Below are 26,181 nucleotides of genomic sequence, written 5' to 3'. Positions count from 1 at the left end.
GTTATTTTTAATGAAGAAAAATATGGGGATTTTAAAAAAACTATTTGGAGGAGGTCAGAAAAATGATCCTGAAAAAAAAGAAATCAAGAAAAGTGAATATAATTTACAATGGATTACCCCAGAACAAAACCCTTGGGGCCTGAACATTTTGGATTTACGACCAATTTCTCAAAATATGCTTTCTACTTCAAAGGATCAGAGCATGGCGACCAATGCTATTTCATACAACCAAGAAGATGGAACAACTTTTAAGGATTATTTTCCTAAATCAAGGAAGAGTTTTTCTAGTGATCTAAGTATTCCAATTGACGGTAAACTTGAAGAAGGAGTTTTATTTAACCCCTCAACAATGGAACACAAATGGGCTATTTATTTTATGAATGATCGTCTGATATTTATTAGAAGTTGGTTAAGGGAAGCTTTTGTAGTTGCAAAAACCATTCAAGAGAAAAACCAATTAAGAATAACTGAAATAACAGGAGAATTCACAGATGATGAATCTCGAGAAATGACCGAATCTATCCTAATGTTTCTATTATTTAGTCATTCTTTAAATGAAACTATACCTGCTCCAATTCCAAATGATTTATTTGAAAACACAGATCAGGCTGGAATGTGGGCTTTTTCAACTTATGGAAACATGGCTCATTTAGGATATTTTGAAAACAATTTCAAGTATGAGACTGATTTGAAATTAAGAACTCATTCATTATTACATATTGCAATTGCTAGAGGTGAGATGGATAAAATTATTGATGAGTTAAATAAAGGAGTTAATATAAATTGTTTGGCAGGAGATGGGCTTTCAACTTTACAATGGGCAATGACAACTGATTCAAACATTTTGAATTTCTTACTTGAAAATGGAGCCGATCCAAACTCTAGATCAACTGAAGGAGCAACACCTATAATGAATGCTGTACAATCTGATAAAATTCAGCATTTAGACTTATTAATTAAAAATAATGCTGATGTCAATGCTAAAGATGATAGAGGTTTTACTGCATTACATAGAGCTTCAGAAATGGGACGTGATGAAATGGTCCGCATGTTATTAGCAAATGGGGCTGATAAAAATGTAGAAGCAGAAAATCATACACCGTTATCATTAGCTGTAGTGATGAAAAATGAGGGAATTATAAAACTATTAGAGAATTAAAAAATCTAGTACAATTTGTACAGTTCATTTTTTACCTTTCGGAAAACAAACCATACAAGAAACGTTATAAAACATTAAATGAACTCTTGAATTTTAAAATAAAACTTACCATTGATATTAATAGCCCTTCTTAATATTGCGATATTCCAAGGAGTTGTCTTGGGAATAATTATTTTAAAATCTCCTATATTCAAAAGCAAGGCGAATAAATATTTAGCCTATGCCTTTTTTTCAATTTCAATTTCTCTACTAAATTTCGTTCTTGATGATATTGGAGTATATACTAATATTCCATTACTAAGCTTTATCGACACCATAGATTCGGGGTTTCTTTTTCCTGTTTTTATTTTTTTATATGTTGCTCATCAAATTGATCGTCCGATTAAAAAATCCAGAAAAATAATATGGTTATTTGTACCCTATTTGTATTCTACAATTTTAGATGTTTTTGAGGATCTTACTATAATTACTGATCTTGATACTCCTTATAATTTCGTTCTACTTTTCCTAAATCTCATACAAATTCTAATAATACTTTTTTTCATACCGGGCATTTTAATCTATGCCTTTGTCCTTATCTGTTATTCGAAGAATACTCAGGAAAGAAGATGGCTTACTCATTTGTGGTTGTTAACTGTACTATTATTTGGATCTTGGATTTTGACTATACTTTCTGGTATTTTTTTAGAGTATGATATTACACCTATCATGAAAATTCTTACTGTAGTTGTTGCATTCTTAATACATTGGGTGAGCTATTTTGGTATTTTTAAATTTAGACTAGCAAAAGATCAGGAAGAAATTAGAGCCTTAATACACAAACGAAAAAACGATAGTACTGCAGATGTTGTTACCGATGTTAAACTATCTAAAATACATGAGGCAAAAAAAACAGAATCTTTTACTAAAGAACACTCCTATTTCAAAAAGCTAGAAGACCTTTGTACAAATCATCATATTTATAGAGACAGTACATTAGACAGGGATAAAGTTGCAGAAATGCTAGGTATTAGTACTGGCTATGTTTCTCAGCTTGTAAATACAGCTACAGGAGATAATTTTACTACTTATATTAATCACTATCGTGTTGAGGCGGTTAAAGACTTAATTCTCAATTCAGAATTCGATAACTATAGTCTTTTGGCAATAGGACTAGAATGTGGTTTTTCTTCAAAGTCAACTTTTCATAATGCTTTCAAAAAAATAGCAGGCACTACACCAAATGCTTATCGAAAGAAGTATAAATAAGTACGAATTTGTTCAAATTTAAGGTTTCAATACCTTAAATACCCTTAGTACATATACGTTTGCCACAGAAATCAATTAAATACTAAAATGAATTTAAAACAATATCTAATTATTGCAATTAGTCTTTTATGTGTGGCAGCTATACAAGCTCAGATTACAGAAAAGTATATGGCAAAAAAACTAGTATTAACTACTTTATTTAGTTTTAAGTAACATGAAAATACATACTATTATTTTTCTACTTGTAGCTACTATGCATCTTCAAGCCCAAAATCAAATCAGTGGTTCTTCTTTTTTAGATAGAACAGAATTTAAAATTGGGTATTATGGAAATATTGCTTGGGATAACGGACTTACTATTGGTACCGAATATGTATGGAAAGAATACATCAATATCAAAGAAAGAAAGAGAGGGCAAAAGATCATTACACACCAATTTTTGTTTAATGGAAATCTTGGTTATTCTACAAATTTCTCAACACAAACAGATAATGGGCTATCTACTTATTATGGCCTTATCTGGCGAAGAACAAATCCCAAAGGCAAACAATATAATGTAGAGTTAAATCCACTTGGGTACTATCGATCATTTTTACCCGAAACGTATGAGGTAAAAGGAGATCGTGTTTCTAAAGTTTCCTTGCCTGGCAGGGGATATTATGCTCCCTCTATTGCTGTTGGGATAGGGAAACTTCGTAAAGGGAAAAAACGTTCGGGTTGGTATTTAAACCTTCAATTAACCCTTAGAACCAATTATAATGCCGGTACATTACCCGTTTTATCATTGCACTACGGTCATCGGTTTAATTTTAAAAGAAAAAGATAATGAAAAAAATAACTCTTAGTAACGTAAAAATAGTAGTGCTAATATTAATCGTTTTAAGTATTTTCTCTTGTTCAAAAGACGATGATAACATTAATGACTTAAGCGAAACCATTTTTGTAAGACATAAAAATGCAGATATGGCTGCGTATATTCATGGCAATGCATCTGAAAAAGTATTTCTAATTATACTACATGGTGGTCCCGGTGGATCCGGATGGCAGTATAGAAAAAACACCATTAAAAGTAAAATTGAAAAAAACAATGCCGTTGTTTATTTTGATCAACGTGGCTCTGGCAACTCGCAGGGGAGTTACTCTGAAGCAGATGTGAGTGTGGATATTATGGCAGAAGATGTGTTGGCTCTTGTAAAGGTGTTAAAAGCTAAATATGGTGATGATTCCCGATTATTTTTAATGGGACATAGCTGGGGAGGCACTTTGGGACCTGCTACCTTATTAAAAAATCAAGAAGATTTTTTAGGGTGGATCGATGTAGACGGTGCTCATGATCCTAAAGGATCTTACAACGAATATAAAATAGCTTTAAAGAAGATGGCAGATGAGCAGATTGCTTTAGGAAATAATATTGATTATTGGAAAGCTGTACTTGATCTAGTAAAAAATGTAGGCCCGGATTATAATGAGGATGATTTTTATAAAATGAACAGAGAAGCGTATAGAGCAGAAGAAAAACTTGCTGATGACAAGGTGATTAATAAACCAGTATCTGATGATAATGGTTCACAATATAATTTCTTTACAAATATTTGGAATGCTAACAGAATACAGTCTATTTTGGTTAAAAAAGGGCTTTTTCAGAAGGTGTCATTTACCAATAGATTGCATGAAATTACCATACCATCACTAGTACTTTGGGGTAAATATGACATTGGTGTTCCTACGGTATATGCCCAGGAAGCTTATGACAATTTAGGGTCTAATCAAAAAGAACTCTTCATTTTTGAAAAATCGGCACATAGCCCTATGGATACAGAACCAGATCTTTTTGCCGAAAAAGTAATTGATTTTATCAATTTGCATAAATAGTGAGATAGCAAGTATATGATCTAGTAGTACAGATCTCAAGGTTAACTCCTAACAATGAAGAATCATCTTTTGTTCTTTCCTTTAACTAGTAGTAGAAATTTTAGAGTACATTTGAGTTAAAACTTTTTATCATTGAAATCATCTCAGGAAAAACAAATGAAAATATCGATAAGAAAAGTAACATTAAGTGAGCTAGAGACTATATACAAAATCGAAGAAAAAGTGTTTTCCCCGATGAATTATCCCCTATTTGTGATTAGGCAGTATTATGATTTATTTTCAGATTATTTTTTGGTGGCCGAAAATGAAGAAAAAGAAATAGCAGGATATATTCTTGGAGGAATTAATCCTAAAGAGAAAGATGGCTGGATACTAGCTTTGGCAACCGAAAAAAAGTTTAGAAAACAGGGAATAGGCTTAAAATTAATTTCGACTGTTATAAAAAAAATTAATGAGTTGGATATTACCAGTATTCTTTTGACTACCGAACCTAATACTCCTGCAGTTGATTTTTACAAAAAATTAGGCTTTGAAATTATTAAGAATGAATCAAACTATTTTGGAGATCATTCGGGAAGAGTCATAATGCAATTGAATCAAAAGTTAGATGTGTAGGGTTTGCAAAAGAAAATAAAGCCGAAAAAATTGAATTGATAGTCAACCGGGAAAACCAAAATACAATTGATATCTACCTAAAAAAAGGATTTATAATCAAAGAATTGATTGTAAATTCATTTCTAGACGGATATTCTGTAGAGGATTATAAAATGGAAAAAACAGTAAAAATCTGATTCAGAAAAAATAAATGAAATGTATCAATTAAGAAAAAGTATATTAACTTTATACAACCATATACTTATAAGCTAAGACGAAGTAGGAATTAAACAATAACATAAAACTATAAAAATGGAATCACCAAGTAGCATTACCATCAATGGATATAATCATGTTTCTTACCATTCTGATGTTTTCCCTGAAGAAGAACTAGTTTTAAAAAGTAAATCATTTTACGAGTGGTTAGATAAAAGGAGATCGGTAAGAGATTTCTCTGATAAACATGTTCCCAAAGAGGTTATTGAAAATCTTATCAAAAGTGCTTCTACAGCTCCATCTGGAGCTCATAAACAACCCTGGACATTTTGCGCTATTTCTAATCCGGCCTTAAAAACCCAAATTCGTAAAGAAGCAGAAATCGAAGAAAAAATAAACTATGGGAACAGGATGAGTGAACGCTGGAAAAAGGACCTAGAACCACTAGCTACCGATATGAATAAACCTTTTTTAGAAGTTGCTCCCTGGTTGATTATTGCATTCAAAAAAGCTTATGAATTCGAAGAAAATGGTGATAAACATAATAATTATTATGTGAATGAATCTATAGGAATTGCGTGTGGAATGTTAATCTCTGCAATTCATAATGCTGGGTTGGTGACATTAACTCATACACCTAGTCCCATGAACTTTTTGACAAATATCCTTAAGAGACCGGCCAACGAAAGAGCCTTTTTGTTACTTCCGGTTGGCTATCCTAAATTCCCTACCTATGTACCAGATTTAAAAAGAAAAGGGTTGGATGAAATGACCGTTTTTTATGAATAAAATTGAAAAAATCTAAAGTAGAAATACTCTTTATTGAGCAAAAAAACCAGATCATTTCGTAATCTGTATTGTGAGTCTATGCACTGGTTTTTTCGAAAACACAATAATTTCTGGATTGATCTTTACAATAATATCCCGCATTATTCTTTTTTTTAATTTTTTCGCCTACAGGAGGAAACCCTAAAAAAGTTAACATATTTTCAATATTCGATAAATCATTGACCGAAGTATGATTAAAAGAAATATGAGAGTAATCACTGTGGATATACACATCCGAAATGTTTTGAATCTGCAATATTTTCTTTTTTAGAGCTGCAGCACAATTATTACACTTTAGATTTTGAATAGGAATTGTATTTCTAAACACCATAACCGTTATATTAAAAGACTCGTGATAAATTAAATCCAAAGAAAAAGTCTCCGTCACTCCAATCACCAGATCCCTGGCTCAAGAACCCACTTGCATTCATAGGTTGGGCGTTGGTAAAGTGTAACTGAAATACATGTCCGCCAGTTTCTAAATCAAACCCTATAGAAAGCGGATTTTTAAATGGAGAATTGCTAGCCCTGTTAAGATGAAGTCCATAATCAATATTAACAGACCACCTTTTGGTAAGTTTATGTCGCCCCCCAATTCCTATAACATATTGCGTATTATCTTGATCACTAATTTTTACCAGATTCTCATGTAAAAGTGTTGGCATTAGCTGTAGTGAGAGGTTTTTGTTAAATTTTCTGGCGATTAATAACTGTGATACATAAGCTAACCGATGCTTAAACTCGAGGCCGGGTAAATCTTCTTTGTCCAGATCGGTATTTGCAGTTATACTATGATAACTCACTACTGTAAAAGGGAAACTGCTCTTTTTTTGCCTTAATAACCGGTATTTCAGAGAAACTTCATATGTTTTCTGAAATGAACTACGGGATATACCAATTTGTATTTTATTACTGATACCATACATAAAATTTAACCTGGTAACGGCCTGGTCTAATCCAAAAAAATCTTCAATTCCCGATTTAACAGAACCAAATCTATGAGAAACGACTAAATAAAATAATCCTTTGTCGGCTAGTTTGGTAGATTCGAAATTCACAATTTTTAACCCTTTAAAAACAGTACTCGTATATTGATTGTCATCTTTTTCAGTAGTGATTTCCTGAAGTAAATCATCTTGCGAGAATGACAATAGAGGAATTAAAAACAATAGAAATATTTTTTTCATAATAATACATTTATTGGGTACTTGTAACTGTAGCCTGATCTATTTTTAAGTGTTCTAAGAGGTCGTCAAATCCTACATACCTTCCTTTGATCGTTATTTTTTTGTTGATTTTTAACGCTGTTAGATCACTTTCTAAAGTCACTGCTATTTTTTGATCCAAAACAATACGATTAGACTCTATTGCAGTAATCAAACCTTTTAATTCTACTGCATTGTCAAGATGAATCGCATTAAAAACTGCTTTGTCTTTAATAAATGCCGAATAGAATGCAATAGCCGTAGTGTTGGTATCAACTTTTTCGGTATGTATGGCTCTATGCTCTTTATGTATATAGCTTAATAAAACAATACCTGTAGCTGCTATAAACGCCAGAGTAAGAAAGATAAAGTTCTTGGTTTTCATTGTTGTTGTAATTTAAAATCAACGAACACCTTTACTTGTTTGGCTATTTTATTCCTTACGATTTTTGGAATAGAGATATCAAAATCCTGTGGTGCAACAACAAAGTCCCCACGTATAGAGATGCATTTATCTTTTTTTGATATGTATAGTATCGATTCGATACTTTTTTCTTTGCCATGTAGTTTAAGCCGTCCGTCGATTTTAAACTCTTTTTCTTGTTCGGATAATTCAAAAAAATTAAAAGCTATAATTTTTCCTCTAAAAATAGCTTTAGAGTAGGTGTCTGATTCGATATAATTTTCATTAAAATGCTCTTCCATTAATGCATTTCTAAACCTAAATTCTTTCATCAAAGCCAATGAGGCTATTTCGCCAGTGTTTATATTTAGAATTGCAGTAACAGATGTATTTTTTGCTTTAACAGGTTCAAATGTTTTTTCAGAAGCTTCAAAAGCAATAGTTCCCTTTTTTTCTATATATTTTTCTTGAGAACGAGAAATACCAGAGATCAAAAAGCAAAATATGATTATGAATATTTTCATGTGTTTATAGTATTGTTTTAGAGGTCACATGGAACTCGCCAAATAGTCATTTTTGGTGTGTGTCAAAAATTTTGTCATGACTTGTTTCATCATTCTAATAATCCATCTTCAATCCATTTACCAATATTATCTATTGTTCCCTGTGGTAATCTTCCCGAGGGCGGCATGGCTGCTGATTCTCCTGTTTGTTTAGAAACAGCATTAAGTATAGCAGAGGCTTGGCTACTAACATTTTGAAAAGTGATTAAAGGAAAAGGAGCTCCATTTACAGGAGGGTTTGCATGACACCCTATACAATTAGAATCAATTATACTTTTGATATTTGCGGTATACGTAAGTTTTTCACCCATAGGAGGCGGCGGAGGTGGAGCAATATCGTCTTCGTTGTCACTAGAACAACTATATCCGATTATGACTATAACTACAACCAGAACCTTGTTGATGTTTGATATTGATTTCATAACTTGTGTGTTTGGTTTATATTTATTTTAAATTTTGTTTTATGCTTTTGCCTTTTGATAATTTTTTTAGAAAAAGGTTACAAAATCAGGTAACTTTTTTATGAGTAGCATCTCTATAAAGGGAAAAGTGGTTTGTGATAGTGATAAAAAGGAGTATTCTTATATGTTAATGTGTAATTTGTAGTGCAAAATGATATTGTTTGAGACAAAGAGACTGTTTGTGAGACGCTTAGAGGATAGCGATTTAGAATCTTTTTATGATATGCAGGGTAATCCCAATGTAATGAGATATATCAAAAAAACGATGAATTTTGAAGAGAGTAAACAAGAATTAAATCGTTTTATTAAGTATTATAAAGATGTTGATGTTTTTTTTAAAATTTGGGCAGTAATAGAACGCAATAACAATCAATTTGTAGGTATATGTGGAGTATATGAGAATGATAAATCAGAATTTGAAATAGCCTATCGATTAAGAGAATGTTTCTGGGGTAATGGATTTGGAAGAGAAATAGCAAAAGGATTGTTTAGATACTGTTTTGACCAGATTAAATTAAATGAGTTAACCGCATATGCAAGCACAGATAATGTTGGTTCTATACGTATTCTTGAAAAAGAAATGAATTATGTTGAAGAATTTTATGCTGAAAAAGAAAATACTATAGAACGAAAGTACATGCTAAAAAAATGAAACACCTAATGATTCATTTTATAAACTAAGAATGAAATGAGAAAAATCAAGATGTATATTGCCATGAGTCTTAATGGGAAAATAGCAAAATCAGACGGAAGTGTGCATTGGCTAGAATCTATACCGAACCCTGATAACACAGATCATGGTTACTACGAGTTTTACAAAACAATTGATACTACAATCCAAGGGAACAATACATATGAACAGGTGATGAGTTGGGATATTGATTTTCCGTATTCAGATAAAAAAAACTTTGTGTTAACCAGAAATAAGAAAGTAAAGGATACTAAGCATGTTCAGTTTATATCTGAAAATCATATCGATTTTATTAAAAAATTAAAACAACAGAAAGGGGATGATATTTGGTTAATCGGTGGTGGACAGGTAAATACAATGTTGTTTAATGAAAATCTTATAGATGAGATTCTGATTTTTGTAATGCCGATAATCATTTCTGAAGGGGTTGAACTTTTTGAAGGAATCCCGAATGAAACCCGACTGAAGCTTATTGAGACAAAAGAATACACTACGGGAGCGGTTGAATTAAGGTATCAGATAGATGAAATTGCATAACTTTTTACGAGTAGGGAAATTTTTATTTTTTTATTTTTTGAATAAAGGGGTAGGGTATATAGAAAGTAAAGCGTTATAAAGAAGTAACAAATTTGTAAATCTGTAATAACACTAGAGTTTAAGGGACAAAATGAATTCTGTAATTCAGATTTTTTTAAATTTAAAGATGGGAAGAATTCGTTCTTCCCATTTTTTGATTATAGTTAAGGGTTTTAAAATATAAATTCTTTAATACCTATTTGACTGTCTATCGTGGTATCCTTATATTTTAATGTCCAACCCAGAGAATTAGTAAGAATATATAGTTTCTGCAATTCACTAATGAGTCGATTTTGCGAATTGGTAACGAGTGCAGATTTTTGTACTTTTTTATTTAACCCTTCCATTACTATTTTGCGTATAGCATTATGATCTTCTGGATTAAATTTATTGATGATCCCTTCTTCGATATCATGATATTTTATTTCGGGATTAATATTAACCTCTGCAACAGGGATTTTTGTTATGGTTAGTGTTTTTGTTTCTTGATCAATAATATGCTCAATCTTTCTTAAGTCATAAGAGACTTGCACATTGGCATTAACCATTACAATTATTTTTTTCTTTGATGAGATTACATTAAAATAAGTCTTATCATTTTTATAGGTAATGATATCAGAAAAGTGCCCTTCTGTAACTACCAGTTTACCTACGTTTTTGATTTGATCCAGAATAAGACCAGAAGATGCTACTTCTGTTTTTTGGGTATTAGATTGATCAATAACATATTTGATTCCAAACACCAGGAGTGCTGTTAAAAGTGCACCGAGTAGAAAATTACGCATACATCTATAGTATCAAGTTGAGTATAAATGTACACAAAAAAATAGCCTTCTTATAAAGAAAGGCTATTTGTAATATAAATAAAAGAGTATTTTTTTAATGTTCCTGTGGTGGATATTTTTCTAAGATTGCCGTAACAATCTCATTCATTTTTTCTTGCTTTTTGTTTACATTCTTAGTTAATGCTGCAGAACCCATTCCTTGCCAGACCAATTCCTTTTTAGAAGCATCTATAAGATCTATATAGAGAGTGCCTTCTGTAGTCGTAGAAACAGTATTGTACCCAGTTCCCCAGAACCATGGATTCCATCCCCATCCATAACCCCATCCGAAGTTATTTTGATAGATGTTTACATTTTCCTTAGTTTTTGTAAAAATACTTACGAGTACATCTGGATTTGCTGATTTTGCAAAACCTTTTGAGGTCATATCTGCTTCGATAGCACGCAGGATACGTTTTTTGTCGAGATCGCTAATTTCTGCTTTGTCGATTCCAGGCTTGTAAAATGCAAAGCTTTTATAGGTGTTAAAATCAGCCTGCTTATCATAATCCGAAGCAACACGAACTGTGGAGCAAGAACTAAGAGTTATGATAAGGATTAATGATAAAAGTGAAAAAAGTTTCATAATCCTAGTTTTTTATAATATCAAATATGTCATGATGATCAGAAAATAAAAATACGTTTTTATCAATCATTTTATAAGCATTTGATATTGGTTTAACAATAGCTATTATATACAAATTTAACCACAATAATCATACCATGAGATAGATAGTGAATCTATTTTTTAGAATAACTATTTGTTTTTTTATCATAACCATACGGGCAATGTCTGCAACCACTTTCACAACAATAGCCTCTTCTTAAGTGATATTGTTCTGTAAAACAACGATACCCTTCTGGAGTAATATAATAATCCCCTTCTTTTGGAGTTAATACTTTTTTAGGATTGTCCATAGTTACAAAAATAGTATCTTGCAGTAATATGCCCATTGTTGTTAACAAATATTTGATAGGCCGTCGTTTTGTAGGCATCGCCCTTTGGCCTTTTATTGTGGTTAATAATTCTTTCCTTAAAGAGGATGAAGTCTTTATTAATCACGAAAAAATCCACTTGAGACAGCAGGCAGAACTGTTGGTTATACCTTTTTATGTTTTTTACTTCACAGAATATTTGTTTAGAGTTATCCAATATCGAAATTTACAGCAAGCCTATCGCAATATCTCTTTTGAAAGAGAAGCATATCTTAATGAAGAAGACCTCGATTATCTCAAAACAAGAAAACTCTGGAGTTTTTTTAAATATCGATAAATGCATATCTTTTTTTCTGAAACACAACCTTCAAAAAACCAATCGATTACTCATTCTATTTTGGATAATGCTGGAGTTGTTCTTGATATCAAACGAGAAGACCAGATTCATAGAGACGTTTCGGGTAATAAATTCAGGAAATTAAAATATAACCTTATTGAAGCTAAAAAATCTGGTTATGCTACTATACTAACTTTTGGAGGAGCGTATAGTAACCATATTGCTGCAACAGCAGCAGCGGGAGAAATTATGGGGTTGCAAACCATAGGAATAATTAGAGGAGACGAATTGGCTAAAGACCTTGAGAAGACACTATCAGAAAATGATACTTTACGTTTTGCTCATGCTTCAGGAATGCATTTTAAATTTATTAGTAGAGAGCAATATAGAGAAAAAACATCCTCAGCTTTTTTAGAACAGTTAAAAGATGAGTTTGGTTCGTGCTACATTATTCCCGAAGGAGGGACTAATGATTTGGCTGTTAAAGGTTGCGAAGAAATATTAACTCCACAGGATAATGTCTATGATATTATTTGTTGTGCTGTGGGAACAGGAGGTACAATTTCAGGAGTTATTAATAGCGCTAAAGCTCATCAGACGGTTATGGGATTTCCTGCTTTAAAAGGGGATTTTCTTGACAAAGAGATTAAAAAACATACATCAAAAACCAATTGGAAACTCATTTCTGAATATCATTTTGGGGGATATGGTAAAATAAATCAAGAAGGAGTAGAGTTTATGAATATGTTTAACAATCAGCAACATATTGCGTTAGATCCAGTCTATACAGTTAAGATGGTTTTTGGTATTTTTGACCTGGTGCAAAAAGGTGTTTTTAAGAAAAATACTCGTATTTTAGCCATTCATACTGGTGGTTTGCAAGGGATAGCCGGAATGAACAAAAAATTAAAGAAAAAGAAACTACCCCTTATTACAATTGAATATTAAAATGAGGAAATTTATAGTATTGTTATGTGTTACTATGGTTATGATTTCTTGTGGAGGAAGCAAAAAAGTAACATCTTCAAGACCATCTAAACCAAAGCCAAAACCGGCGGTTATAACCAAGGTTGAACGAAGTCCTGAAAAAATAACAGTTGAAGAGCATACTACCAAAAAACCACTTCCTGTATTGTCATACAAGGATAAAGTACAACGTTATATCGATGAGTTCTCGGGTATTGCCAAAAGTGAAATGAAAACATATGGGATTCCCGCAAGTATAACATTAGCACAAGGAATATTAGAATCGGGAGCAGGATATGGAGACCTTACCCAAAGAGCAAAAAATCATTTTGGGATTAAGTGTCATGATTGGGAAGGAGATCGGGTATATCATGATGATGATCGTTCTCAGGAATGTTTTAGAAAATATAATCGAGCAAGCGAATCATTTAGAGATCATTCTTTATTCTTAAAAGATAGAAAACGGTATTCCAGACTATTTACATTTAGCCAAAAAGATTATAAATCTTGGGCACGTGGATTACGTGAAGCAGGTTATGCTACCGATAAGAAATATCCTCAAAAACTTATTGCTATTATTGAGCGTTATGATTTGGATAAGTTTGATGATGAGGTACTTGGTAAAAAACCGCGAAGAAAAAACGAAAAAAATAAAGCTGTTGCAGTTATAACTTCCATTTCTAATAAGGATGGCTATACAGTAAAAAAAGGAGATACTCTATATTCGATTTCTAAAAGGTATAAAATTTCTGTAGAGGAACTCAAAGCATTTAATAATCTGGTCAATAATAATATCAAGGTCGGGCAAGTTCTTAAAGTAGCAGCTGCCGACGAAGAGGAAGAAGATTTTAATTAAACATGATCTATAAAAGAAGTAGCGCATTATTTACAGCAGCGCAAAAAGTAATCCCAGGAGGGGTTAATTCACCAGTACGAGCCTTCAAAGCTGTAGGAGGAGATCCCATATTTGTTATAGAGGCCAAAGGAGCATATTTGTACGACGAAGATGGTAACCGATTGATAGATTATATCAACTCATGGGGACCGATGATTTTGGGACACGCACATCCACCAGTGGTAAATGCGGTTATCGATAAAGCTAAAAAAGGAACCAGTTTTGGAATGCCAACAGAAATTGAAACTCAAATTGCAGAACTTGCAGTTTCTATGGTACCTAATATCGATAAAATTCGATTTGTGAATTCTGGTACCGAAGCCTGTATGAGTGCTGTACGATTGGCGCGTGGATATACAAACAAAGATAAGATTATCAAATTTGCAGGATGTTATCATGGGCATAGTGATTCTTTTCTGATTCAGGCAGGGAGTGGTGCAGTTACTTTTGGAAGTCCCAATAGTCCTGGAGTAACCAAAGGAACAGCACAAGATACCTTATTAGCCAGATACAATGATTTGGATCATGTAGAGCGTATTATCATGTCTAATCAAGGAGAGATTGCTTGTATTATTATAGAACCAATTGCCGGAAACATGGGGTGTATCCCACCAGTAAAAGGATTTTTAGAAGGACTTAGATCTCTATGTGATACCCATGGTATACTATTGATTTTTGATGAGGTAATGACTGGTTTTAGACTAGCAAAAGGAGGGGCGCAAGAGCTTACAGGTGTAAATGCCGATATCGTTACTTTTGGTAAAGTAATTGGAGGAGGATTACCTGTTGGTGCTTTTGCAGCACGTGCCGAAATTATGAATCATTTAGCACCGCTTGGACCCGTATACCAAGCAGGAACCTTAAGCGGTAATCCACTAGCGATGGCTGCAGGATTGGCAATGCTAAACGAATTAAATAACAATCCTGAGATATTTAAAAACCTTGCCAGTAAGACTGAATACTTGCATCATGGAATTGCTAATGCTCTGGATGAGCATAATATTACTCATACGATTAATAGAATTGGTTCTATGATTTCGGTTCATTTTGCTGAAGATACCGTAGTAGATTTTGATACTGCCGCAAAGGGTAATAACGATACTTTTAAAAAGTTTTTTCATGGAATGCTAGACAACGGTGTTTATATTGCGCCAAGTGCTTTTGAAACCTGGTTTATAACCGAGGCACTTACCTATGAAGACCTGGATGAAACTATTGCTACAGTACAAAAAGTCGCTAAAACACTTTAGAGGATAAACACGATTTTATTGACTGGGATGAGAAATTCGTGGAGTTGTGATTTTTTCAAATTGAATTCCTCCGGTTCCTTGTATCTGAATATTTTTAGAAGTTAATTCCCCTTGATGTGTACGTAATTTAACGGTCAAGTTATTTTCTCCTTTCTTTAAAGGGATTCGAGTATAAAATATCTTGTTAGGTAAACTTTGCCAATTACGGGTGTCGGCACCTTCTGTTAATGCATTAAATATCCCTAATAAAGCTCCTAAATCGTTATTTTGATTTTTTACTATGTATTCTGAAACTTTCTTTGTTCCTAGTCGCAAAGCAATTTTTCCGATCTCTCTAAACGTTCTGTCTTTTAAAGTTTTAAAAGCAATTTCTTCATAATCTTGTGTTAGTTGAAACGGATATGATAGACTGTCCACTTGTATCTCTGCATTATTGTATAGAGATTGCTGACTCACATATTTAGGGAATGCAACGTTAAAAATATCCAGATCAGAAAAATCAGAATTATTATCCCCTCCGGTTGGTATCGGTAATGGTAAATTTAAAGAGAGATCTTCATTGATGATGGTTAGAAAACCGATTTCGTTACCTGGTAAGATGGTAAACGTATAAAAGGTTTGATCTTTATAAGGAGCCAGTCCGTTTTCCCAAAAAATAATTGCTTCTCCGCCTTCATTAGTTTTTTTAGGAATATAGGTAGTGTTTAATAGGTTTTCATAACGTTCTATTTCATCGGTAAATCCCATAACACTTGCTGTATGAAACATATCCTGGCATAGTTGTTCAGGAATATTAACTCCAATATAAGTACCTTGATTTTCTAGATATAAATCTACAGCATTGCGATATGCAATAAATGCATTGTTTATATCTCCCGAGGCTTCGTATAATAGACCTTGCAATATATGAGCAAATGCATCATCATTATATCTATTCTTTTTCTCGGGAGGATAATTTTCATTTATTCTTTGTAGTTGTAATGAAATGCGTTTTGCTTCAACAATAGCTTCATCATATTGGTTTAAAAATATATAATTAAGCGCTTTGTAATAGTGTATTGCAACTTTTTCAAAATCTTCTCCTTTATATGTTTCTTTTTCGGGATTTAAAAGAATACCCAGAACTTGATTTCCTATAGCTCTTTTATTAGATTCGATAAACAGATCTGCTTCGTTTAAAAGCTCATTACTTAAGGTATAATTGCCCGCCAGGTATGCCAATTTCCCTTTTTCTAATAAATATAGAAGATGATTTCTGGGTTTTCCTAAAAACTTATTTTCTTCGATCACCTCCATGGCACCTTCCATATCCCCCTGTTGTATCTTGGATTGAAAAAGTGTGCTCTTGGTATGATAACTGCCACAGTTACTAAGTAATATTGAAAAACAACACAATAGTACAATGCGAAAGATCATTTTTTTATGGACCATATTCAATTATCAAAAAAGCTTTCCTGGGAAAGCTTGGCGTTTTGTGAATTTAGAGTGCTACAGAATTAGTTTTTTACAAACTTTTTTATTTTTTTATCTCCAATCCATACTTTTTCATTGGTTTGAATATTGGTTAACTCCAGGTCGATTTGATAATATACTACTTTGTTTCTTTTATGTGCATCAACTATAGAATTAATATTGCCTTGAAGCATATAATCTGCCCCTGTTTCTAATCCAAATTTCTTAACGGTAGACATAGAGGCATTATCCTGTTGATCAGCGCGTTCTGCTCTTAGCTCTTCGCGCATTTTACCACCTTGTACTACTCTAACTTTTTGTCGTTGAATAAAAGCTTTTTCTATATCTTTAATAAAGGTTTCGCTTTCTATATGCTCATGTGATTTATTGCGTATTAAACCAACTATAACCACAGGTTTTTTGCCTTTTTCCTGAGTGTGATCGGTTATCCAGTTTCCTGTAAGTACTTCTTGCGTTAGTTCTTCTGCTGCAAAGCGTGAATCAGTATCGTTCCATCGTCCGCTAATATCAATTTGTGTATCCGGAGCTACACGTGTAATTTTTCTTGCGCATGAAGAAGTTAAAGATACTACTAGTAATACTGCTATAGCAGCGATTGATTTTCTCATTTTGTAATTTTATTTAATGTATTTTATAATGTGTTTTTTGTGATATTACCAAAGAATGCATGCGCCTAATATGCCAAGTGTTAGCCAATCATATCCACGCGGTCTGTAACTATAATAAGATCCATAATCATAATACCTGGTATTTTCGATACGTTTTAATCTTCGTTCATGTCTCCAGTATGCTCTTTGTGATCGGTATTGTCTTCGTAACGAGCGTAGTTCTCTTTTTTCTTCGAGAGGATCAATAGCTTTATAGGTCTCTTGCACAGTAGTACCTTGTTGTATTGTATATTCCTGACTATTTTTTAAAAATCTATTCATCGCCTTTTTGTAATTAGGATTTTGATCTTGTGCAAGTTGTGTCTCTTGTGCAGACCCGATACATCCTATCATAACAAAAACGAATACTGAAAATATATTTCTCATAATGCTTATAGATTAGTTTCTATATAAATATTACCTAATAGTAAATGACAATATAAAAGCCAAAGGGTTGCATCATATGAAAAAAAATAATCTTAATATCTATGAAGCTGTTTTGACTTCTCAATTTATATACACAACATTTAGTAGTAACATTACCCTATTTTAGAAATGTTAAAATTTATCTAAGTCTTACTTTATTAGAACAGATCAGCTTGTATTCTAATTTTTATATAAAAAAACCTATGAAGTTAACTTCATAGGTTTTTAACCATTCCCAAAAAAATAGAATAATTTAGTTATTGATTTACTGCAGTAGGAGTAAATAAATCAGGAATGGGTCGGGGGATATTTTCATTACTATCTAACTCATCCTGTGGATATAAAAATCGTTGTGGATTGATTGTAGTGGTGGTATTGTTTAAGGGAAAAGGGACAATAACATCACTATCGGATTTGAGTAATCTTCGGGCATCGTTAAATGGCATATAGGTGCTAAACCCTGTCACATAACGTTCTTCGATAATCTCTCTTAAGATAGCTCTATCTACTGCTATATTATCAGTGTTTTCAATTCCTCCTGCTTGAAAATCTGCCAGGACATATGGATCATAATTAAATGTATCTGCTGCATCGATAAGATTAAATGCATTTCCAGAATCCAGATAAGTTCTTAGTTCGTTAAGTTTATCAATAGCTCCCTGATTGTCATTATTAACACGTAAGATACATTCTGCCCAGATCAATAAATTTTCTTCGTAGCTTACTAATTTCATAGGAGTAGATGGTCCATCAATACCATCATCCTGATTTCCATCCCCACTAATGTAAGAATAGTTTCTACGAGCAGTCTCATCTGTCTTGGCATTATTTCTGCCAGAAGAATTAGCAGGATCTATAAGGTCTCGGTAAAAGGCATTATCTCCTGTCATATCACCCGCACGACTACTGTTTACAAAATTAAAAAGAATGTTACTGTTTGTATCGACACTACCAATAGGTTTATATGCCATGGTTCCAGATGCACTGTTAATACCATTTACGACATTGTTTAATGCCAGGTCATACTGTTTGGTTTGTAAATAATACCTAGCTTTTAGAGTGTACGCAGCTGCTGCCCAAGAAGCTCCATTCCCAGAAAAATAAATATCTTCACTACCAACATTAGTCGTGGCATTATTTATTTTAGATATTGCTCCGTCCAGTAAAGTTTGCAAATTGTTATAGATGTCTGTTTGCGAGTCTATTGTGGGATCAGGAGATTCTAAACTGGCATTATCGGGTACTGCATTAGAGTAGGGGATATCTCCAAAAAGAGATGTTCCTGTACCAATAGCTAATGCCTCATTAACATCGATGATCCCTTGTAATAAATCTAGGTTAGGAGAAATTCTTCTAATTTCCTTGTTTTGAACTAATATTCCGTTATAGATCAATTCCCAGACGGCATCAGAATCACCAGGAGTATAATCATAATTATAGAGTGTTTGTTGTACCAGGTTTAGCCCGATAAGTCCACCAGAATAATACATAGATGTTCTAGCAAGTTGTCCTTGTTGTACCTGTGCATTGGCCAAGAGTGTTCCTTTTAATAGGAGATCTCCCGATGGAACTTCAACCAGCTGATTTGGATTTTCGTTAACATCCAGATAATCTTCGCAGGAGAACATCGTGATTACGATACAGGATACTATTAGTTTATATATAGTTTTCATGATTTCGTTTTTTAATAATTAAACTTAATACTAAAAGCATAGGTTCTCACTCCTGGATTCGAGAAATAATCCAGCCCTTTTCCTCTACCGACTCCAAATTGATTTATGTCGGGATCTATACCAACTACATCGGTCCAGATAACCAGGTTTCTTCCAGAGGCTGTAAATTCAATCGAACTTAACCCTGTTGTCTTTTGTAAACCGTCAGAATTAAGTAAATAGGATAATGAAAGTTCTCTAAACCTTGTCCAACTTGCATCTCCAACAGCAAATTCATTTAATTTACCATCTCCAAAACCATATAGGTTTCTATAATAACTCTCGTCTAGTAGTACATTTCCATTTCCGAAGTTACCTATATTAGCTCTTACGCTTGTACCTGCTGGTACCACATCTCCATTAAAATTCACCAAATCTTCATTTAAAGTAATAGTGTTTCCTACATCTCCGTGAGTTCCGAAGTATGAAGTGATGAAACGAGTTCTTTGCGCCATATCATTACCTTGACTGGTGTCAAACAATGCCGATATTGATAGATCTTTATACGATATACTTAATTGTAAACCTCCTAACCAATCTGGATTAGGGTCTCCTACTACTTTGTTACCGCTAGTATCTACTATGGGAAAACCATTAGCATCTAGTACCAGACTTCCATCAGCATTACGTTGAGCACCTTGGGTATACAAAACTCCTAACGGTTCTCCTTCGATAGCTACAGATTGGATAGAACTACCGGGAGTAAAATTAACCACTCCTCCTCCTTCGATCTTAGAAACCAGGTTTTTATTAGTACTAAAATTTATGGCAGCACTAGCTTTCCAATCTCTGTTTTTTATAAAATCATATTTCAATTCGGCTTCAAACCCTTCATTTTCTATAGTAGCTCCATTTCCATAAATTTCAGAAAACCCTAATGTTGGAGGTATTGCTATATTAAGCAATACATCTTTAGTTTCGTTTTTGTAATAGGTAGTTGATAATGAAAACCTATTTTTAAAGAAACGAAGATCTAATCCAACTTCGTATTCTGTTTTTATTTCTGGTTTTAGGTTTGGATTTCCAAGGCGTTCGTCGAATTGAAATCCTCCTCCAAAATCTTCGAGTGCGATAGCATCAGAAAAAGTAGAAAAAGACCCTACTTCAAAAACGGTTTCCTCTCTATGTGCCAGAGGAACATTACCTACCTGACCAAAAGCAAGTCTAAGTTTACCAAAGGATAAAGGATCAAAACCATTAATTAATCGACTAAAAGTCCAGCCTAATTCTGCGCTTGGATAAAAGAATGCATTATCACTTTTTGGGAGTACAGAATGTTTTTCATATGCCCCTCCAAGAGTTAAAAACAATTGATCGGCATAATCAAAATTGGCAGTACCATAGAAGCGAATATTCCTTCTCGAGGTTCTGGTAATCTCTGAGGAGATATTTTCTTTTGCCGAAATTTCTACAGGATCTAATGGTTTTCTAAAATTGGCAATGAAGTTATCTGCTTCAATAAAATCTCGTTTTCTTCTCCTGTCATTAATACCATATCCTATAATAACATTAGTGTTTAACTGTTCTGTTAATGCATATCGAAAAGATGTTAGTATATCCATCGTATACTCTTCATTATTTATGGTTTCGTCATTAAGTAAACCAAACCTTCGGGTAGAACTTGCAGTATAGTATGGAAAGAAATATACCCTGTTATCAGAATAAAAATCTGCACCTCCTCTAAGGATAGAGTTGATATTATCGTTCCATTGATATTTTAATTCTGCTGTACCAATAAAACGATTTACTTTGGCAGTACTTCCTTGCTCATTGATGGTCCAAAGAGGATTATTATAAATTACATTATCACTGTTTCCAAGATATCTTCGATAAGAACGATGACGCGATTGTACAATAGTTCCGGCTCCATTATTATAATCTCCTTTATAATCTGTGATATCAAAATCTGGCGATGTACGCAGTAATCCCAGATATAACCCTGCGGTATTAGAACCTTGCTGAATTCTGTTAGAGCTGGTATGTATGTAATTTCCTTTGATATTAGCAGTAAGCCTATCTGTAAAATTCTGAGAAGTAGATAAGGTGAAATTAGTTTTCTTATAATAACTATTTTTAATCGTTCCGTCCTGATCTACGTGACCTCCACTTAAGAAATAGGTACCTTTTTCACTTCCGGTACTTAAGGTGAAACGATTATCGAGTGTGACCCCGGTACCAAATACTTTGTCAAAATTACTATCTACATACTGATCTGTTCTATTTTTTTGAGTAATCGGATAAATAGTAGTATTGGTTACCAAAGATTCAAAAAATTCTCCTGTAGTATCTACATCATCTGGAGCTCCGCTTCTGTCCGAGATCCTATCCCCCCAAGAGAAGGCAGATGTTGGACTATAGTTACCATTGGTACCTTGTCCAAAAGATCGTTGTAATGGATGCTTATACGAGACTTCATCGATAGAAACACCAGAAGAGAAGGTAACTCTCATTTTACCTTTTTTACCTTTTTTGGTGGTGATTACAATTACACCGTTAAGTGCTCTTGTTCCATACAATGCTCCTGCAGAAGCTCCTTTAAATACTTGAAAAGATTCGATATCATCTGGATTAAGGTCATTAAGCCTGGACTGCTGTGATACTCCTGCAGAGGTATCTCCACTACCAGAACCTTCTATGGTATCATTGTTTAAGGGTACCCCATCTACAATAATTAGAGGTTGGCTAGAACCTCCCAGAGAACTGGTTCCTCTAATTTGAATATTAGAACCAGCTCCGGGGTCTCCAGAAGTGGCATTGATACTTACCCCAGCGGCTTTACCAGCTATACCGTCAATGATTTTATTCTCTACAGGTTGTACTAGCTTGTCTGCATCGATTTTAGAATAAGTAGAAGATAGTTTATCTCTTTTTTCTACAAACCCTAAAGAAGTTACAATAACCTCGCCTAAGGCTTCGGCATCTTCCTGTAAGATAACATCGATTGTAGTTTGATTAGCAATTGGTATTTCTTTCGTGACATATCCCAAATACGAAAAGACTAATGTCTGATCAGAGTTTGCGTCGATAGTATATTTACCGTCAAAATCTGTTGTCGTTCCAGTTCTAGTTCCCTGTACTAGAATTGTTGCCCCAGGTAAGGGACCTGCTATGTCCCGAACAGTACCTGTTATTGTAGTTTGGCTATAACCAATACTTGATAGCAGCACTGCACACATTAAAATTAAGAGTTGTTTTCTCATACAATTGTGATTTGATTAGACATGAATTAAAATGCTATTACATTTTAGTTGGTGAATTATAATTTTGAATATTTTGGGGAGTATATAGAATAGGTAGTGTTTTATGAAATGCCGAAATAAAAAGAAAATGGATCTTTGATATAGAAAGGAATTGGATATATAGAATATCAAAGTGTTTTATTAACATAGAGGGTAATAAAACATGTAGTATATGTATACTAAATGATTTTTTTAGAAGCATTTTTCGTGTTTTTACTAAGATTTATACCAGAGAGATATACTATAAATAGGTAAGTATACCTACAATTACTAGAAATTGGTTAAGCTTGGGCACTACGTTAATTGTTACTTGTATTGATAATGGCGCCTATTATATAAGACGTGTTATTGGGCATTACCCCCCAATTGGAGTTCGTTTTTTTTAAATAAAAAAATGTAGATAATCAGTAAATTTTTAATTTTTTATGATTTACTATGAAGATATTGAAAAAAAATCAAAAAAATATTTAAAGAAGATAAAAAATGGTTAAGCCCATTAATCATATAAGAATTTGATCTCAGGGTTTTGGTAAACGACAAAACTCTGAATAGTAAATCACTTAACTTGTGATATGGTATTTTCTAAGATTTTAGAAACCAAATTAAGATGCTAACCAGGCACCTAGTTCTATGACATCTCCATAAGGGGATTTAACATCATATCCATCTGGATTGATTTCACTTTTTTGAATGTAAGGAAATTTTAGTAAGTACTCGGCACCACCATAATCTGTATAATCTTCTCGTATAGGGAAAATAGCGATATGATCTTTGGGTTTTTGTGTATTGGCGTATCGTAATTCCCATTTACAACGTTTAGAACTAATGGCATTTTCTGTGGCCAGGAATATAAACTTTTTATTATCCTTTATTTTTTCTTCTGTTTTTTGCTGGATCTCTTTGTCGGTTACCTTACTGGGGTTTTCTGTAGTATCTGGATCAAGCAACAAATAATCTGCATAGATAAGTACACCAAACCCTTTTAAAAAATTAATTGCACTATCGAGTTCTTCTAGCTCGTCGTGTTTATAAGAAAAAAACAAAGAAGTTTTAAGAAATTTTGTTTCTTCTCTAAAGAGCTGCAGACTTTCAGTAATAGACTTACTATATATTCTCGCTGCATTTCTAAACTGCAGTAGCCCGTATTTAGGTAATATATTCATGAGTTCTTTAACATGATCGTGTGTGAATATCTTAACGTACTATCCCTGGGTTTTGTTGTTACGAATATTGTTAAATCTTCATAATACCGAGTGTAATAAAAGGTTTCTTTACTATATATTCAGCTTATAAAATATAGAAATGTCCAGGTTTAAAATGATAATAAACCTAGACATTTTTAACACGAGATATTTTTTGGTTATTTCCTTGTGTATGTATTTACAAAAGTATCTGATGAATTTTTGGATGTGAGAATAAGAGTGGCGTTTTCTGGAGTCGAGATTACAAAAGCACTATTGTTGCTAATGGTAAGATTAGTACCGGTAATAGTATAATCATAAGTTGTTTTAGCACCTTCTTCACATACATTGTTTGTGTTAAAAGTGTAAAGGGTAATACTTACTTTATTAGAGTTACTAAAAACATAAGTTTCCATAAGATCACAAGTGTCTAAATCAATAGCAGTTCCATTTTTGGTAGAACTAGATAATTGCCATTGACCAACAATAAATGTTTCATTAATTGTACCGACGACATCATCATCGGTATTACATGAAAAAGTAATATTTAATGTTATTAAAACGAATACAATTAGTTTTTTGCTCATAACTTTTCTTTTTTTGTTTTGAGCAAAATTAGTTGAGTTCAAAAAGTTAGAAGTCTCTAAAAGTTAGAATTGAACAATTATGGACTCTTTTTTTATCATTACATCTGTTCTTTGTGCATTTTTTTAAATGTAGTTGGGGTATGGCCGGTTTCTTTCTTGAAATATTTATAAAAAGCAGATTTAGAATTAAATCCAGCTTCAAGTCCTATTGCTACCATATCATAATTATCAAACTCAGGATCTAAAATCATAGTTTTAGCTTCTTTCACTCTGTACGCGTTTAAATAATCAGAAAAATTCTTTTGAGCGACACTATTAATTATTTGAGAAAGGTAACCAATACTTATATTTAACCGAGTTGCAATATCATCTCTACTCAATTGTTGATTTCTATATAACTTTTCAGTTTCTAGAAGTTGTATAAATTTTTTAAAATATGGGTTGTCTTCTCCTTCTTTAAGTTTTACAGGCTCTTTCTGTTTTTCGTTTGTTTTCTTTTTGTTAATCTCTCTTATTTCGAATCTGTTTTTGGCCAAGGTAAACTTGTATATTCCTTGATAACCGATCCAATAAAAAAGAATATTAAGTAATAGCCATATAATGATAGAATAATCACTGTTATAGTAATAATCTACTACACTTGTTAAAATCCAAAAAAAGATGAGTAAAACATGAAAAGTATAAAATAGACGTATCCATTTAAGATCATAGCCGATATCGGGTTGATTTTTGATATTGTTTTTAAATAACAAGCGAAATTCTACTACAAGTAGACCTAAATTAAATAGAATCGAAAAGTAATATTCTATTGTATAAAAATGGGGTATCCATGCTTTGTTATGAATAGGATATAAATCAAAGTAAAATTGCCCACCAATATATAAGTTTAACCCTACTGATATAATAAAAGGAACAAACAATAACCACTCCTTATTTCTAAGCTTTAGTGAAGGATTTAATAATTTTAAGTAATAAAAATATAAGGTTACCGGAAAAGCCAATACTAATTCAATATCTTCTAGTATTCTAAAATTTTGATACTCTTTATACCAATTATAATGTAAGGCCCAATATTGAATATTGATAAAAACTCCGAGTAAAAGACTTATGCCCAGGTATAAATTGGTCTTGTTTTTAAAAAATTTGGAAAATAAAATTATGATTGCAAAGATAAACCCTTGAGTTACCCCTATTAAAATCAAAAAATCTAATATTTCAAAATTCATACTTAATAAAAATGTATTTGATCTTAATTATGTAGTTTGGTTTAGACATTCGTTTAATTAGAGAAACCAATTGCATTACAATAGGACTGATAATAAAATATAGATATTCTTTTTTACTTAGAAGAGGAACTTTTATTTAACATGGCATAAATAGCTACGCTAACATGTTTTCCGTTTTTGATTTCGCAATCGACCATTGTCCCTTCGTATTCAAAATCTAATTTTGCTAGTCCATTTTTGCAATTCGAATTCTCGGCATCTACAAAACCTTCAATTCTATGCAACCCTAGATTTTCAAATCCGAATTTACAAATGAGAGGCATTACTTCTTTCATGATTCCTTTTCCCCAATGCTCGGGAAGAAGCCAGAATCCGATTTCTGCTTTTTTGTTTTCTTTTTCGATAGCATTAAGTCCTCCTGCGCCATAGAAGGTGTTACCATCTTTTGAGCAAACAGCCCACCATATGCCGGTTTCATTTTTCTCTAATTCTGCAAACCATATCATTTGCTCTTTGGTAGCTTCACGACTATTAAAGCTAACCCCATAGTATTTGATTACATCGGGATTCGATAGACCGAGATATACATTCTCTAAATCATGGTTTGTAAACTGTCGTAGTCGTAATCGTTCTGTTTCTATAATAGGAAATGTAATTGCCATTTAT

General features: G+C 32.8%; 30 protein-coding genes. 13 read left to right on the top strand and 17 right to left on the bottom strand.

Translation table 11 applies throughout. The features are described 5' to 3' along the window. The first annotated feature begins 10 nt into the window (after nt 1–10). The 7 genes from NNL09_RS02440 (at nt 11) to NNL09_RS02415 (ending at nt 5,878) form a co-directional block, all read left to right on the top strand. Nucleotides 11–1,159 (top strand): ankyrin repeat domain-containing protein, encoded by a 1,149-nt coding sequence (locus NNL09_RS02440; protein WP_196909010.1) that lies wholly within the window; start codon nt 11–13, stop codon nt 1,157–1,159. A gap of 111 nt (nt 1,160–1,270) precedes the next feature. Then, complete coding sequence (locus NNL09_RS02435; RefSeq protein ID WP_196909009.1) at nt 1,271–2,407, top strand: AraC family transcriptional regulator; 1,137 nt, start codon at nt 1,271–1,273, stop codon at nt 2,405–2,407. A gap of 87 nt (nt 2,408–2,494) precedes the next feature. After that, complete coding sequence (locus NNL09_RS26165; protein WP_255518908.1) at nt 2,495–2,620, top strand: hypothetical protein; 126 nt, start codon at nt 2,495–2,497, stop codon at nt 2,618–2,620. A 1-nt stretch (nt 2,621) separates the two neighbouring features. Then, nucleotides 2,622–3,233: a hypothetical protein gene (locus NNL09_RS02430; protein ID WP_025667146.1), complete on the top strand. Its 612-nt coding sequence runs from the start codon at nt 2,622–2,624 to the stop codon at nt 3,231–3,233. Further along, entirely contained in the window at nt 3,233–4,279 is a 1,047-nt protein-coding gene (locus NNL09_RS02425) for an alpha/beta fold hydrolase (RefSeq protein ID WP_196909008.1), read from the top strand. The genes NNL09_RS02430 and NNL09_RS02425 overlap by 1 nt, the downstream gene beginning before the upstream one ends. Before the next feature lie 132 nt (nt 4,280–4,411). Further along, nucleotides 4,412–4,894 (top strand): GNAT family N-acetyltransferase, encoded by a 483-nt coding sequence (locus NNL09_RS02420; protein WP_196909007.1) that lies wholly within the window; start codon nt 4,412–4,414, stop codon nt 4,892–4,894. Nucleotides 4,895–5,185: 291 nt separating this feature from the next. After that, on the top strand, nt 5,186–5,878 hold the full coding sequence (locus NNL09_RS02415) for a nitroreductase family protein (protein WP_025667142.1): 693 nt from the start codon (nt 5,186–5,188) through the stop codon (nt 5,876–5,878). A 76-nt stretch (nt 5,879–5,954) separates the two neighbouring features. On the opposite strand, the gene NNL09_RS02410 is transcribed toward NNL09_RS02415, so the two are convergent. From NNL09_RS02410 to NNL09_RS02390, 5 genes are all read right to left on the bottom strand, one after another. After that, nucleotides 5,955–6,149 carry a hypothetical protein gene (locus tag NNL09_RS02410; RefSeq protein ID WP_196909006.1) on the bottom strand — a complete coding sequence of 65 codons (195 nt, stop codon included), beginning with the start codon at nt 6,147–6,149 and terminating at the stop codon, nt 5,955–5,957. 109 nt (nt 6,150–6,258) lie between these two features. Then, entirely contained in the window at nt 6,259–7,104 is an 846-nt protein-coding gene (locus NNL09_RS02405; RefSeq protein ID WP_196909005.1) for a DUF5777 family beta-barrel protein, read from the bottom strand. A 10-nt stretch (nt 7,105–7,114) separates the two neighbouring features. Beyond that, nucleotides 7,115–7,507, bottom strand: coding sequence for a hypothetical protein (locus tag NNL09_RS02400; RefSeq protein WP_196909004.1), 393 nt, complete (start codon nt 7,505–7,507; stop codon nt 7,115–7,117). Continuing rightward, nucleotides 7,504–8,049: a YceI family protein gene (locus tag NNL09_RS02395; protein WP_025667138.1), complete on the bottom strand. Its 546-nt coding sequence runs from the start codon at nt 8,047–8,049 to the stop codon at nt 7,504–7,506. Before NNL09_RS02395 ends, NNL09_RS02400 begins: the two co-directional genes overlap by 4 nt. A gap of 89 nt (nt 8,050–8,138) precedes the next feature. Beyond that, nucleotides 8,139–8,510, bottom strand: coding sequence for a hypothetical protein (locus tag NNL09_RS02390; protein WP_025667137.1), 372 nt, complete (start codon nt 8,508–8,510; stop codon nt 8,139–8,141). Nucleotides 8,511–8,730: 220 nt separating this feature from the next. On the opposite strand from NNL09_RS02390, the gene NNL09_RS02385 reads away from it, so the two are divergent. Together NNL09_RS02385 and NNL09_RS02380 are read left to right on the top strand one after the other, a co-directional pair. Beyond that, nucleotides 8,731–9,201: a GNAT family N-acetyltransferase gene (locus tag NNL09_RS02385; RefSeq protein ID WP_035096566.1), complete on the top strand. Its 471-nt coding sequence runs from the start codon at nt 8,731–8,733 to the stop codon at nt 9,199–9,201. Between the two features lie 36 nt (nt 9,202–9,237). Then, nucleotides 9,238–9,777 carry a dihydrofolate reductase family protein gene (locus NNL09_RS02380; protein WP_196909003.1) on the top strand — a complete coding sequence of 180 codons (540 nt, stop codon included), beginning with the start codon at nt 9,238–9,240 and terminating at the stop codon, nt 9,775–9,777. A 212-nt stretch (nt 9,778–9,989) separates the two neighbouring features. Here the strand turns inward: NNL09_RS02380 and NNL09_RS02375 are convergent, their stop codons facing one another. The 3 genes from NNL09_RS02375 to NNL09_RS02365 form a co-directional block, all read right to left on the bottom strand. Beyond that, entirely contained in the window at nt 9,990–10,601 is a 612-nt protein-coding gene (locus tag NNL09_RS02375) for a DUF4230 domain-containing protein (protein ID WP_196909002.1), read from the bottom strand. 94 nt (nt 10,602–10,695) lie between these two features. After that, entirely contained in the window at nt 10,696–11,226 is a 531-nt protein-coding gene (locus NNL09_RS02370; RefSeq protein WP_025667133.1) for a DUF4136 domain-containing protein, read from the bottom strand. 155 nt (nt 11,227–11,381) lie between these two features. After that, a complete protein-coding gene (locus NNL09_RS02365; protein WP_159025630.1) occupies nt 11,382–11,558 on the bottom strand; it encodes a DUF5522 domain-containing protein in 177 nt (58 codons plus the stop codon). Nucleotides 11,559–11,586: 28 nt separating this feature from the next. On the opposite strand from NNL09_RS02365, the gene NNL09_RS02360 reads away from it, so the two are divergent. The 4 genes from NNL09_RS02360 to hemL are packed head-to-tail and all read left to right on the top strand — an operon-like array spanning nt 11,587 to nt 15,024. Then, nucleotides 11,587–11,913: a hypothetical protein gene (locus NNL09_RS02360; RefSeq protein ID WP_025667132.1), complete on the top strand. Its 327-nt coding sequence runs from the start codon at nt 11,587–11,589 to the stop codon at nt 11,911–11,913. Next, the gene (locus NNL09_RS02355) at nt 11,914–12,861 is read left to right on the top strand and encodes a 1-aminocyclopropane-1-carboxylate deaminase/D-cysteine desulfhydrase (RefSeq protein WP_196909001.1); all 948 of its coding nucleotides are present in this window, start codon (nt 11,914–11,916) and stop codon (nt 12,859–12,861) included. It abuts the gene before it with no gap. Between the two features lies 1 nt (nt 12,862). After that, nucleotides 12,863–13,735, top strand: a complete 873-nt coding sequence (locus NNL09_RS02350; RefSeq protein ID WP_196909000.1) for a glucosaminidase domain-containing protein — start codon at nt 12,863–12,865, stop codon at nt 13,733–13,735. Between the two features lie 2 nt (nt 13,736–13,737). Next, nucleotides 13,738–15,024: a glutamate-1-semialdehyde 2,1-aminomutase gene (gene hemL / locus NNL09_RS02345; RefSeq protein WP_196908999.1), complete on the top strand. Its 1,287-nt coding sequence runs from the start codon at nt 13,738–13,740 to the stop codon at nt 15,022–15,024. A 15-nt stretch (nt 15,025–15,039) separates the two neighbouring features. Here hemL and NNL09_RS02340 read toward each other — a convergent pair whose 3' ends face one another. From NNL09_RS02340 to NNL09_RS02300, 9 genes are all read right to left on the bottom strand, one after another. Then, the gene (locus tag NNL09_RS02340) at nt 15,040–16,332 is read right to left on the bottom strand and encodes a COG3014 family protein (RefSeq protein WP_254514200.1); all 1,293 of its coding nucleotides are present in this window, start codon (nt 16,330–16,332) and stop codon (nt 15,040–15,042) included. 188 nt (nt 16,333–16,520) lie between these two features. Next, nucleotides 16,521–17,105 carry a penicillin-binding protein activator LpoB gene (locus tag NNL09_RS02335; protein WP_025667127.1) on the bottom strand — a complete coding sequence of 195 codons (585 nt, stop codon included), beginning with the start codon at nt 17,103–17,105 and terminating at the stop codon, nt 16,521–16,523. A 45-nt stretch (nt 17,106–17,150) separates the two neighbouring features. Continuing rightward, nucleotides 17,151–17,531, bottom strand: a complete 381-nt coding sequence (locus NNL09_RS02330; protein ID WP_196908997.1) for a hypothetical protein — start codon at nt 17,529–17,531, stop codon at nt 17,151–17,153. A 296-nt stretch (nt 17,532–17,827) separates the two neighbouring features. Then, the gene (locus tag NNL09_RS02325; protein ID WP_196908996.1) at nt 17,828–19,243 is read right to left on the bottom strand and encodes a SusD/RagB family nutrient-binding outer membrane lipoprotein; all 1,416 of its coding nucleotides are present in this window, start codon (nt 19,241–19,243) and stop codon (nt 17,828–17,830) included. An 11-nt stretch (nt 19,244–19,254) separates the two neighbouring features. After that, nucleotides 19,255–22,482, bottom strand: coding sequence for a SusC/RagA family TonB-linked outer membrane protein (locus tag NNL09_RS02320; protein WP_196908995.1), 3,228 nt, complete (start codon nt 22,480–22,482; stop codon nt 19,255–19,257). A gap of 641 nt (nt 22,483–23,123) precedes the next feature. Next, on the bottom strand, nt 23,124–23,684 hold the full coding sequence (locus NNL09_RS02315; RefSeq protein ID WP_196908994.1) for a TIR domain-containing protein: 561 nt from the start codon (nt 23,682–23,684) through the stop codon (nt 23,124–23,126). 197 nt (nt 23,685–23,881) lie between these two features. After that, nucleotides 23,882–24,289 (bottom strand): lipocalin family protein, encoded by a 408-nt coding sequence (locus tag NNL09_RS02310; RefSeq protein WP_196908993.1) that lies wholly within the window; start codon nt 24,287–24,289, stop codon nt 23,882–23,884. 98 nt (nt 24,290–24,387) lie between these two features. Continuing rightward, on the bottom strand, nt 24,388–25,515 hold the full coding sequence (locus tag NNL09_RS02305; protein ID WP_196908992.1) for a helix-turn-helix domain-containing protein: 1,128 nt from the start codon (nt 25,513–25,515) through the stop codon (nt 24,388–24,390). Nucleotides 25,516–25,628: 113 nt separating this feature from the next. Continuing rightward, nucleotides 25,629–26,177 carry a GNAT family N-acetyltransferase gene (locus NNL09_RS02300; protein ID WP_025667120.1) on the bottom strand — a complete coding sequence of 183 codons (549 nt, stop codon included), beginning with the start codon at nt 26,175–26,177 and terminating at the stop codon, nt 25,629–25,631. Between the last annotated feature and the right edge of the window lie 4 nt (nt 26,178–26,181).

It is taken from the genome of Aquimarina sp. EL_43, assembly GCF_943422735.1.
GTDB classification, from domain to species: Bacteria; Bacteroidota; Bacteroidia; order Flavobacteriales; family Flavobacteriaceae; genus Aquimarina; species Aquimarina megaterium.
The sequence above is the reverse complement of the archived record's forward strand: the minus strand, read 5'-3'. Positions and strand labels throughout refer to the sequence as shown.

Coding starts and splice junctions, on each gene's coding strand:
- NNL09_RS02440 (WP_196909010.1), top strand. CDS start 11: ATGAAGAAAAATATGGGGATTTTAAAAAAACTATTTGGAGGAGGTCAG.
- NNL09_RS02300 (WP_025667120.1), bottom strand. CDS start 26,177: ATGGCAATTACATTTCCTATTATAGAAACAGAACGATTACGACTACGA.
- NNL09_RS02390 (WP_025667137.1), bottom strand. CDS start 8,510: ATGAAATCAATATCAAACATCAACAAGGTTCTGGTTGTAGTTATAGTC.
- NNL09_RS02355 (WP_196909001.1), top strand. CDS start 11,914: ATGCATATCTTTTTTTCTGAAACACAACCTTCAAAAAACCAATCGATT.
- NNL09_RS02400 (WP_196909004.1), bottom strand. CDS start 7,507: ATGAAAACCAAGAACTTTATCTTTCTTACTCTGGCGTTTATAGCAGCT.
- NNL09_RS02425 (WP_196909008.1), top strand. CDS start 3,233: ATGAAAAAAATAACTCTTAGTAACGTAAAAATAGTAGTGCTAATATTA.
- hemL (WP_196908999.1), top strand. CDS start 13,738: ATGATCTATAAAAGAAGTAGCGCATTATTTACAGCAGCGCAAAAAGTA.
- NNL09_RS02335 (WP_025667127.1), bottom strand. CDS start 17,105: ATGAGAAAATCAATCGCTGCTATAGCAGTATTACTAGTAGTATCTTTA.
- NNL09_RS02330 (WP_196908997.1), bottom strand. CDS start 17,531: ATGAGAAATATATTTTCAGTATTCGTTTTTGTTATGATAGGATGTATC.
- NNL09_RS02315 (WP_196908994.1), bottom strand. CDS start 23,684: ATGAATATATTACCTAAATACGGGCTACTGCAGTTTAGAAATGCAGCG.
- NNL09_RS02340 (WP_254514200.1), bottom strand. CDS start 16,332: ATGGAAGGTGCCATGGAGGTGATCGAAGAAAATAAGTTTTTAGGAAAA.
- NNL09_RS02395 (WP_025667138.1), bottom strand. CDS start 8,049: ATGAAAATATTCATAATCATATTTTGCTTTTTGATCTCTGGTATTTCT.
- NNL09_RS02325 (WP_196908996.1), bottom strand. CDS start 19,243: ATGAAAACTATATATAAACTAATAGTATCCTGTATCGTAATCACGATG.
- NNL09_RS02320 (WP_196908995.1), bottom strand. CDS start 22,482: ATGAGAAAACAACTCTTAATTTTAATGTGTGCAGTGCTGCTATCAAGT.
- NNL09_RS02365 (WP_159025630.1), bottom strand. CDS start 11,558: ATGGACAATCCTAAAAAAGTATTAACTCCAAAAGAAGGGGATTATTAT.
- NNL09_RS02370 (WP_025667133.1), bottom strand. CDS start 11,226: ATGAAACTTTTTTCACTTTTATCATTAATCCTTATCATAACTCTTAGT.
- NNL09_RS02310 (WP_196908993.1), bottom strand. CDS start 24,289: ATGAGCAAAAAACTAATTGTATTCGTTTTAATAACATTAAATATTACT.
- NNL09_RS02375 (WP_196909002.1), bottom strand. CDS start 10,601: ATGCGTAATTTTCTACTCGGTGCACTTTTAACAGCACTCCTGGTGTTT.
- NNL09_RS02415 (WP_025667142.1), top strand. CDS start 5,186: ATGGAATCACCAAGTAGCATTACCATCAATGGATATAATCATGTTTCT.
- NNL09_RS02350 (WP_196909000.1), top strand. CDS start 12,863: ATGAGGAAATTTATAGTATTGTTATGTGTTACTATGGTTATGATTTCT.
- NNL09_RS02380 (WP_196909003.1), top strand. CDS start 9,238: ATGAGAAAAATCAAGATGTATATTGCCATGAGTCTTAATGGGAAAATA.
- NNL09_RS26165 (WP_255518908.1), top strand. CDS start 2,495: ATGAATTTAAAACAATATCTAATTATTGCAATTAGTCTTTTATGTGTG.
- NNL09_RS02305 (WP_196908992.1), bottom strand. CDS start 25,515: ATGAATTTTGAAATATTAGATTTTTTGATTTTAATAGGGGTAACTCAA.
- NNL09_RS02430 (WP_025667146.1), top strand. CDS start 2,622: ATGAAAATACATACTATTATTTTTCTACTTGTAGCTACTATGCATCTT.
- NNL09_RS02405 (WP_196909005.1), bottom strand. CDS start 7,104: ATGAAAAAAATATTTCTATTGTTTTTAATTCCTCTATTGTCATTCTCG.
- NNL09_RS02360 (WP_025667132.1), top strand. CDS start 11,587: ATGCCCATTGTTGTTAACAAATATTTGATAGGCCGTCGTTTTGTAGGC.